Source organism: Kitasatospora sp. NPDC059722 (genome assembly GCF_042733235.1).
Taxonomy (GTDB): Bacteria; Actinomycetota; Actinomycetes; order Streptomycetales; family Streptomycetaceae; genus Kitasatospora.
The window spans coordinates 1-8,833 of the sequence record NZ_JBHWGD010000108.1 but is presented as its reverse complement, the minus strand read 5'-3'; the positions used below and the strand labels follow the sequence as shown (position 1 = coordinate 8,833).

The following is an 8,833-nucleotide window of genomic DNA, read 5'->3' as shown; positions in this document are numbered from 1 at the left end:
ACACCCCCCCCCCCCCCCAACCCGATATATCTTTGTGTCGGGGGGGCTGGGTTTTGTGTAACCGCCCCGGGGGGCGCCGTGCGTTGACGGCCGGGACTACTCCCAGCGGAAGAAGCGCGCGGCGGCGGCCAGGCCGACGACGGCCCAGCCGGCCAGGATCCCGAGGTCCGACCACGGCACCCCTGCACCGGTCTGCAGGACGGACCGCAGGCCGTCCGAGAGCGCCGCGATCGGCAGCAGCTCCAGCACCGACTGCACGGCGGACGGGAACTTGGTCAGCGGCACGATCACCCCGCCCCCCAGCAGCAGCAGGATGAACACGAGGTTCGCGGCGGCCAGTGTCGCCTCGGCCCTGAGCGTGCCGGCCATCAGCAGGCCGAGCCCGGAGAAGGCGGCCGTGCCGAGGACCAGCAGCGCGGCCACCGAGAACGGGTCGCCGTGCGGGGACCAGCCGAGCGCCAGCGCGATCACCGACAGCAGCGCGACCTGCAGCGCCTCGGTGACCAGCACGCAGCCGGTCTTGGCGGTCAGCAGCGCCCAGCGCGGCAGCGGGCTCGCGCCGAGCCGCTTCAGCACGCCGTAGCGGCGCTCGAAGCCGGTGGCGATGGCCTGGCCGGTGAACGCGGTGGACATCACGGCGAGCGCCAGCAGACCGGGTGCCAGGAAGTCGACCCGCTTGCCGGGGCCCTCCACCGTGACGACGTCGACGGCGGAGAACAGCACCAGCAGGACGGTCGGGATGACGACCGTGAGCAGCAGCTGCTCGCCGTTGCGCAGCAGCATCCTGGTCTCGAACGCGGTCTGCGCGAGCAGCATCCGGCCGACGGGGGCCGCACCCGGCCTGGGGGAGTAGTCGGTCACGAGCGCAGGTCCCGTCCGGTCAGGTCGAGGAAGACGTCTTCGAGGCTGCGGCGCTGCACGGCGAGCCGCTCGGGGAGGATGCCGGAGGCCGCGCACCAGGAGGTGACGGCGGCCAGCAGCTGCGGGTCCACGGTCGCGGCCTCGACGCGGTAGTTGCCGGGGGCCGTCTCGATGGCGGCCGTGCCCCCGGGCAGCTCCTTGAGCAGCGGGCCGAGGTCGAGTCCGGGCGGGCCGTCGAAGCGCAGCGCGTTCTCGGCGCCGCCGCGGCACAGCTCCTCGGGGGTGCCGGCGGCGATGACCCTGCCACGGTCGACGACGGCGACGTGGTCGGCGAGCTGCTCGGCCTCGTCCATGTGGTGCGTGGTGACGACCACGGTGACGCCGTCCCGGCGCAGGTCGCGGACCAGCTCCCAGGTGGCCCGGCGGGCCTGCGGGTCGAGGCCGGCGGTGGGCTCGTCGAGGAAGACCAGCTCGGGGCGGCCGACCACGGCCATGGCGAGGGCGAGCCGCTGCTGCTGGCCGCCGGAGAGGCGCCGGTAGGTGGTGCGGCCGCAGGAGCCGAGGCCGAGCCGCTCGACCAGGGCGTCGACGTCCAGCGGGTGGGCGTGCAGCGTGGCGGTGTGCCGCAGCATCTCGACGGCGCGGGCGCCCGCGTACACCCCGCCGGACTGCAGCATGACCCCGATCCGCGGGCGCAGGGCGGCGTGCTGGGCGACCGGGTCGAGGCCGAGGACGCGGACGGTGCCGGCGTCGGGGCGGCGGTAGCCCTCGCAGGTCTCGATGGTGGTGGTCTTGCCGGCGCCGTTGGGGCCGAGGACGGCGGTGATCGCGCCGCGCTCGATGGTGAGGTCGAGGCCGTCCACCGCGGGCTTGTCACCGTAGTGCTTGACCAGCCCGGCGATCTGGACCGCGGGTTCGGAGTGCATACCGGCGAGTCTAAGAGGGCCTCACGCCGGGCCCCGCCGGGGCCTCGGTGATCGTTTCTGCAGGTCAGGTAAGCCTTACCTGCGTGACTGATGACACGGGTGAGGCCTGGATCACGGCTTGTCCTGTTGGAAGTAATTACGCAACACTGGTGTTGTGAAAAACATGCGCGAGCACGCCACGCACCAGGAGGCCGAGTCGGCCCCCGGCTGTGACGTGCCCGTGACGGCGGCCGAGGTGCTGCTGGAGGGCCACCGCGCCACGCGCGACCGGGTCGCCCGGTCGATCCTGGACCACGGCCCGTCCTCCGCCGCCGACCTCGCGACCCGGCTCGGCCTCACCGCCGCCGCCGTGCGCCGCCACCTCGACGGACTGGCCGCCGCGGGCCTGGTCGAGTCCCGCGACCAGCGGGTCTACGGCAGCCGCGGCCGGGGCCGTCCGGCCAAGGTCTTCGCCCTCACCGACGGTGGCCGGGACGCCTTCTACCAGGCGTACGACCAGCTCGCGGCCGACGCGCTGCGCTGGATCTCCGACTCGGTGGGCGGCGGCAAGGCGGGCGAGGAGGCGGTTGCCGCCTTCGCGCGCGCCCGCTTCGGCAAGCAGGGCCAGAAATACCTGGAGACCCTGCGAACGGCCGAAGCCTCCGAGCGCACCGAGGCGCTCGCCCAGGCGCTGAGCGCGGACGGGTACGCTGCCACGGTGCGGCGGGTCCCGTCGGCCGCGGCGAAGGCCCCGGCGGGCGCCCAGCTCTGCCAGCACCACTGCCCGGTCGCGCACATCGCCGAGCAGTTCCCCCAGCTCTGCGAGGCGGAGACCGAGGTCTTCTCCCAGCTCCTGGGCACCCATGTGCAACGGCTGGCCACCATCGCCCACGGCGACGGGGTCTGCACCACCTATGTGCCGGCACCCGGTGCCGCATCGTCGTCCGCCGCGCGCAGCGCGCGGCCGGGTCCCGATGCAGTGCCGACTGCCGGTACGTCCACCGAAGATTCAGCGTCCGCGCGTTAGGAAGCTCGCATGACTGACACCGTTTCGCACCCCGAGCTCGAAGGCCTCGGCAATTACGAGTACGGCTGGGCCGACCCGGACACCGCCGGTGCCGCGGCCAAGCGCGGGCTCAGCGAGGACGTCGTCCGCGACATCTCGGCGAAGAAGAGCGAGTCCGAGTGGATGCTGAACCTGCGGCTCAAGGGCCTGAAGCTGTTCGGCAAGAAGCCCATGCCGACCTGGGGCTCCGACCTCTCCGGCATCGACTTCGACAACATCAAGTACTTCGTCCGCTCGACCGAGAAGCAGGCCGAGTCCTGGGAGGACCTGCCCGCGGACATCAAGGCCACCTACGACAAGCTGGGCATCCCGGAGGCCGAGAAGCAGCGCCTGGTCGCCGGTGTCGCCGCCCAGTACGAGTCCGAGGTCGTCTACCACCAGATCCGCGAGGACCTGGAGGAGCAGGGCGTCATCTTCCTGGACACCGACACCGCGCTGCGCGAGCACCCGGAGATCTTCAAGGAGTACTTCGGCACCGTCATCCCGGCCGGCGACAACAAGTTCGCCGCGCTGAACACGGCGGTGTGGTCCGGCGGCTCGTTCATCTACGTGCCGAAGGGCGTGCACGTCGACATCCCGCTGCAGGCCTACTTCCGGATCAACACCGAGAACATGGGCCAGTTCGAGCGGACGCTGATCATCGTCGACGAGGACGCCTACGTCCACTACGTCGAGGGCTGCACCGCGCCGATCTACTCCTCCGACTCGCTGCACTCGGCGGTCGTCGAGATCATCGTCAAGAAGGGCGGCCGCTGCCGCTACACGACCATCCAGAACTGGTCGAACAACGTCTACAACCTGGTCACCAAGCGCGCCGTGGCGTACGAGGGCGCGACCATGGAGTGGGTCGACGGCAACATCGGCTCCAAGGTCACCATGAAGTACCCGGCCGTCTACCTGATGGGCGAGCACGCCAAGGGCGAGACCCTGTCGATCGCCTTCGCGGGCGAGGGCCAGCACCAGGACGCCGGCGCCAAGATGGTGCACATGGCGCCGAACACCTCCTCCAACATCGTCTCCAAGTCGGTGGCGCGCGGCGGCGGCCGGACCTCCTACCGCGGTCTGATCGAGATCGGCGAGGGCTCGCACGGCGCCAAGTCCAACGTCCTGTGCGACGCGCTGCTGGTCGACACCATCTCCCGCTCGGACACCTACCCGTACGTGGACGTCCGCGAGGACGACGTGTCCATGGGCCACGAGGCGACCGTCTCCAAGGTCAGCGAGGACCAGCTGTTCTACCTGATGAGCCGGGGCATGACCGAGTTCGAGGCCATGGCGATGATCGTGCGCGGCTTCGTCGAGCCGATCGCGCGCGAGCTGCCGATGGAGTACGCGCTGGAGCTCAACCGGCTGATCGAGCTGCAGATGGAGGGCGCGGTCGGCTGACCCCCGGCCGAGCACCCGCCATCCATTGAATTCCGAGGAAGAGAGCACAACGAACAGCCATGGCTGAGCAGAACACCACCGGCTCCACCACCGCCGGTTCGATCGAGGTCGGCACCGCCGGTGCGGGCGCGCAGCTCGCCGGCCCCGGCACCGGCCGGGCCACGGTCCAGCAGCCGATCGACGCCCGCGTCGCGGTCAAGCCGTCCTTCGACGTGAACGACTTCCCGGTGCCGACCGGCCGCGAGGAGGACTGGCGGTTCACGCCGATGCACCGCCTCGGCGGCCTGCACGACGGCACCGCCGCCGCCGCCGAGCGGGGCGAGGACAAGGTCGAGTTCGCGCTGCCCGAGGGCGTCACCGCCGAGACCGTCGGCCGCGACGACGCCCGCCTGGGCAAGGCCGGCAAGCCGGTCGACCGGGTCGCCGCCCAGGCGTTCAGCGCCTTCGAGCAGGCCCTGGTCGTCACCGTGCCCAAGGACGCGGTGCTCACCGAGCCGGTCCGGATCGACGTGCGCGCCGAGGGCGGGGTCCGCTTCGCCCACGTGGTGATCGACGTCAAGCCGTTCGCCGAGGCCGTCGTGGTGCTCAACCACGTCGGCACCGGCACCCGCGCCGCCAACGTCGAGCTCCTGGTCGGCGACGGCGCGAAGCTCACCTTCGTCTCCGTCCAGGACTGGGACCGCGACGCCGTCCACGCCGCGCAGCACAATGCGCTGGTCGGCCGCGACGCCTCGTTCAAGTCCGTCGTCGTCACCTTCGGCGGCGACCTGGTCCGCCTCCACCCGCGGGTCAACTACGCCGGCCCCGGCGGCGAGGCCGAGCTGTTCGGCCTCTACTTCGCCGACGCCGGCCAGCACCTCGAGCACCGCCTGGTCATCGACCACGACACGCCGCACTGCCGGTCCAACGTGGCCTACAAGGGCGCGCTGCAGGGCAAGGACGCCCACGCGGTCTGGGTCGGCGACGTGCTGATCCGCGCCGCCGCCCTCGGCACCGACACCTACGAGCTCAACCGCAACCTGGTGCTCACCGACGGCGCCCGGGTCGACTCGATCCCGAACCTGGAGATCGAGACCGGCGAGATCGTCGGCGCCGGCCACGCCTCCGCCACCGGCCGCTTCGACGACGAGCAGCTGTTCTACCTGCAGGCCCGCGGCATCCCCGCGGACGAGGCCCGCCGCCTGGTCGTGCGCGGCTTCTTCGCCGAGCTGCTCCAGCAGATCGGCGTGGCCGAGGTCCAGGACCAGCTCATGGAGAAGATCGAGGCCGAGCTGGAAGCGGCGGTCTGACCCCGATGACCTACCTCCGTGCCTGCGCGCTGAGCGACCTCCAGGAGGACGTCCCCAAGCGCGTCGACCTCAACGGCGTGCCGGTCTCCGTGGTTCGCACCGACGAGGGGGTGTTCGCGATCAACGACACCTGCTCGCACGCGAACGTCTCGCTCTCCGAGGGCGAGGTCGAGGACTGCATGATCGAGTGCTGGCTGCACGGCTCCAGCTTCGACCTGCGCACCGGCAAGCCCTCCGGCCTGCCCGCCACCAAGCCGGTCGCTGTCTACCCCGTAAAGATCGAAGGGGACGATGTGCTCGTCTCCGTCAACCAGGAGTCCTGAGTACACATGGCAACCCTTGAAATCCGCGACCTGCACGTCTCCGTCGACGCCGAGAACGGCCCGCGCGAGATCCTGAAGGGCGTCGACCTGACCGTGAAGCAGGGCGAGACCCACGCCATCATGGGTCCGAACGGCTCCGGCAAGTCCACCCTGGCCTACTCGCTGGCCGGCCACCCCAAGTACACCGTCACCGGCGGCTCCGTGCTGCTGGACGGCGAGGACGTCCTGGAGATGTCCGTCGACGAGCGCGCCAAGGCCGGCGTGTTCCTCGCCATGCAGTACCCGGTCGAGGTCCCGGGCGTCTCGGTGAGCAACTTCCTGCGCACCGCCGCCACCGCGGTCCGCGGCGAGGCCCCGAAGCTGCGCCTGTGGGTCAAGGAGGTCAAGGAGGCGATGGCCGCCCTCCAGATGGACCCGGCCTTCGCCGAGCGCAACGTCAACGAGGGCTTCTCCGGCGGTGAGAAGAAGCGCCACGAGATCCTCCAGCTGGAGCTCCTCAAGCCGAAGATCGCGATCCTCGACGAGACCGACTCCGGCCTGGACGTCGACGCGCTGCGGATCGTCTCCGAGGGCATCAACCGGGTCCGCGCGACCGGCGAGGTCGGCACCCTCCTGGTGACCCACTACACCCGCATCCTGCGGTACATCAAGCCCGACTACGTCCACGTGTTCGCGGGCGGCCGCATCGTCGAGTCCGGCGGCGCCGAGCTCGCCGACAAGCTGGAGAACGAGGGCTACGAGACGTACGTGAAGGGTGGCGCTTCCGAGTGACCCATACGCTGACCGGTCTGCTCGACACCGACGCGATCCGCAAGGACTTCCCGGTCCTGCAGCGCGTGCTGCACGAGGACAAGCCGCTGGTCTACCTGGACAACGCGGCGACCTCGCAGAAGCCGCGCCAGGTGCTCGAAGCCCTGAACGCCTACTACGAGCGGCACAACGCCAACGTCCACCGCGGCGTGCACGTGCTCGCCGAGGAGGCCACGGCCCTGTACGAGGGCGCGCGCGACAAGGTCGCGGCGTTCGTCAACGCGCCGAGCCGCAACGAGGTGATCTTCACCAAGAACGCCTCGGAGTCGCTCAACCTCGTCGCCAACATGCTCGGCTGGGCCGACGAGCCGTACCGGGTGGACGCCGACTCCGAGATCGTCATCACGGAGATGGAGCACCACTCCAACATCGTCCCGTGGCAGCTGCTCTCGCAGCGCACCGGCGCGAAGCTCAAGTGGTTCGGGCTGACCGACGAGGGCCGGCTCGACCTGTCGAACATCGACGAGCTGATCACCGAGAAGACCAAGGTGGTCTCCTTCACCCTGGTCTCCAACCTGCTCGGCACCGTCAACCCGGTCGAGACGATCGTGCGCAAGGCCCAGTCGGTCGGCGCGCTGGTCCTCATCGACGCCTCGCAGGCCGCGCCGCACATGGTGCTGGACGTGCAGGCGCTGGAGGCCGACTTCGTCGCCTTCACCGGCCACAAGATGCTGGCCCCGACCGGCATCGGCGTGCTCTGGGGCCGCCAGGAGCTGCTGGAGGACCTCCCGCCGTTCCTCGGCGGCGGCGAGATGATCGAGACCGTCACCATGGGCTCGTCCACCTACGCCCCGGCGCCGCACAAGTTCGAGGCCGGTACCCCGCCGATCGCCCAGGCGGTCGGGCTCGGCGCGGCCATCGACTACCTGTCGTCGATCGGCATGGACAAGATCGCCGCGCACGAGCACGCCATCACCGAGTACGCGGTCGAGCGCCTGCTGGAGGTCCCGGACCTGCGGATCATCGGCCCGCGCACGGCCGTGGACCGCGGTGCCGCGATCTCCTTCACCCTCGGCGACATCCACCCGCACGACGTGGGTCAGGTGCTGGACGAGCAGGGCATCGCCGTGCGCGTCGGCCACCACTGCGCGCGGCCGGTGTGCCTGCGGTACGGAATTCCGGCGACCACGCGGGCGTCGTTCTATCTGTACTCGACGCCGGGCGAGGTCGACGCGCTGATCGACGGCCTGCACCACGTCCGGAACTTCTTCGGCTGACGGGACAGGCGCAGGACATGAAGCTCGACTCGATGTACCAGGACATCATCCTGGACCACTACCGCAACCCCCACGGCAAGGGGCTGCGGGACGGCGACGCCGAGGTGCACCACGTCAACCCGACCTGCGGCGACGAGATCACCCTTCGGGTGAAGCTCGACGGCGCGAAGGTCGTGGACGTGTCCTACGAGTCCCAGGGCTGTTCGATCAGCCAGGCCAGCGCCTCGGTGCTGAACGACCTGGTGGTCGGCAAGACCGTGGGCGAGGCGCAGGCCGTCCAGGAGGCCTTCCTGGAGCTGATGCAGAGCAAGGGCCAGGGCGAGGGCGACGAGGAGGTGCTGGAGGACGCGGTCGCGTTCGCCGGCGTCTCCAAGTACCCGGCCCGCGTCAAGTGCGCCCTGCTGAGCTGGATGGCCTGGAAGGACGCCACCGCCAAGGCGCTCGCCCAGCACCCCGCCGTGAACGACTGACCCGAGCAGAGGAGGACCAACCATGAGTGACGAGAGCACCACCACCGCCGACGCCACGGCCTCCGCTGCGGACACCGCCGCGGGGGAGCAGCCGACCGGCCTGATCGTCGGCACCACCGCCGGCACCGTCTCCGTCGAGGACCTGACCGAGGCCCTGATGGACGTCGTCGACCCCGAACTGGGCATCGACGTCGTCAACCTGGGCCTGATCTACGGCATCCACATCGACGAGTCCGACGTGGCCACCATCGACATGACGCTCACCTCGGCGGCCTGCCCGCTGACCGACGTCATCGAGGACCAGGCCAAGACCGCCACCGACGGCCTGGTGCAGGACCTGCGGATCAACTGGGTCTGGATGCCGCCGTGGGGCCCGGACAAGATCACCGACGACGGCCGCGACCAGCTGCGCGCGCTGGGCTTCAACGTCTGAGGTCGCTGGTCGATCGTCGTGGCGCGCCCCCCCGGCGCCCCCCGGCGGGGGCCCGGGGCGCCGCGGGGCGCCG

General features: G+C 70.6%; 10 protein-coding genes. 8 read left to right on the top strand and 2 right to left on the bottom strand.

Annotation, left to right across the window (positions count from 1 at the left end):
* Positions 1-96: 96 nt before the first annotated feature.
* Both ACFV4F_RS37470 and ACFV4F_RS37465 read right to left on the bottom strand, forming a co-directional pair.
* Complete coding sequence (locus tag ACFV4F_RS37470; RefSeq protein WP_380509540.1) at positions 97-816, bottom strand: ABC transporter permease; 720 nt, start codon at positions 814-816, stop codon at positions 97-99.
* 41 nt (positions 817-857) lie between these two features.
* Positions 858-1,787 (bottom strand): ABC transporter ATP-binding protein, encoded by a 930-nt coding sequence (locus tag ACFV4F_RS37465; protein ID WP_380509530.1) that lies wholly within the window; start codon positions 1,785-1,787, stop codon positions 858-860.
* Positions 1,788-1,950: 163 nt separating this feature from the next.
* Here ACFV4F_RS37465 and ACFV4F_RS37460 point away from each other — a divergent pair, with 163 nt between their 5' ends.
* From ACFV4F_RS37460 to ACFV4F_RS37425, 8 genes are read left to right on the top strand one after another with little or no spacing between them, the layout of a single operon-like run.
* Positions 1,951-2,793, top strand: a complete 843-nt coding sequence (locus tag ACFV4F_RS37460; protein ID WP_380444464.1) for a helix-turn-helix transcriptional regulator — start codon at positions 1,951-1,953, stop codon at positions 2,791-2,793.
* A 9-nt stretch (positions 2,794-2,802) separates the two neighbouring features.
* The gene (gene sufB / locus ACFV4F_RS37455; RefSeq protein ID WP_380444466.1) at positions 2,803-4,218 is read left to right on the top strand and encodes a Fe-S cluster assembly protein SufB; all 1,416 of its coding nucleotides are present in this window, start codon (positions 2,803-2,805) and stop codon (positions 4,216-4,218) included.
* 59 nt (positions 4,219-4,277) lie between these two features.
* Positions 4,278-5,507: a Fe-S cluster assembly protein SufD gene (gene sufD / locus ACFV4F_RS37450; RefSeq protein ID WP_380498179.1), complete on the top strand. Its 1,230-nt coding sequence runs from the start codon at positions 4,278-4,280 to the stop codon at positions 5,505-5,507.
* A 5-nt stretch (positions 5,508-5,512) separates the two neighbouring features.
* The gene (locus ACFV4F_RS37445) at positions 5,513-5,830 is read left to right on the top strand and encodes a bifunctional 3-phenylpropionate/cinnamic acid dioxygenase ferredoxin subunit (RefSeq protein WP_329928500.1); all 318 of its coding nucleotides are present in this window, start codon (positions 5,513-5,515) and stop codon (positions 5,828-5,830) included.
* Positions 5,831-5,836: 6 nt separating this feature from the next.
* Positions 5,837-6,601 carry a Fe-S cluster assembly ATPase SufC gene (gene sufC / locus ACFV4F_RS37440; RefSeq protein WP_380444470.1) on the top strand — a complete coding sequence of 255 codons (765 nt, stop codon included), beginning with the start codon at positions 5,837-5,839 and terminating at the stop codon, positions 6,599-6,601.
* Positions 6,598-7,857, top strand: a complete 1,260-nt coding sequence (locus ACFV4F_RS37435) for a cysteine desulfurase (protein WP_380444471.1) — start codon at positions 6,598-6,600, stop codon at positions 7,855-7,857. The genes sufC and ACFV4F_RS37435 overlap by 4 nt, the downstream gene beginning before the upstream one ends.
* A 17-nt stretch (positions 7,858-7,874) precedes the next feature.
* Complete coding sequence (gene sufU, locus ACFV4F_RS37430; RefSeq protein WP_380444473.1) at positions 7,875-8,327, top strand: Fe-S cluster assembly sulfur transfer protein SufU; 453 nt, start codon at positions 7,875-7,877, stop codon at positions 8,325-8,327.
* A gap of 22 nt (positions 8,328-8,349) precedes the next feature.
* Positions 8,350-8,760, top strand: coding sequence for a metal-sulfur cluster assembly factor (locus ACFV4F_RS37425; protein ID WP_380444475.1), 411 nt, complete (start codon positions 8,350-8,352; stop codon positions 8,758-8,760).
* Positions 8,761-8,833: the final 73 nt, after the last annotated feature.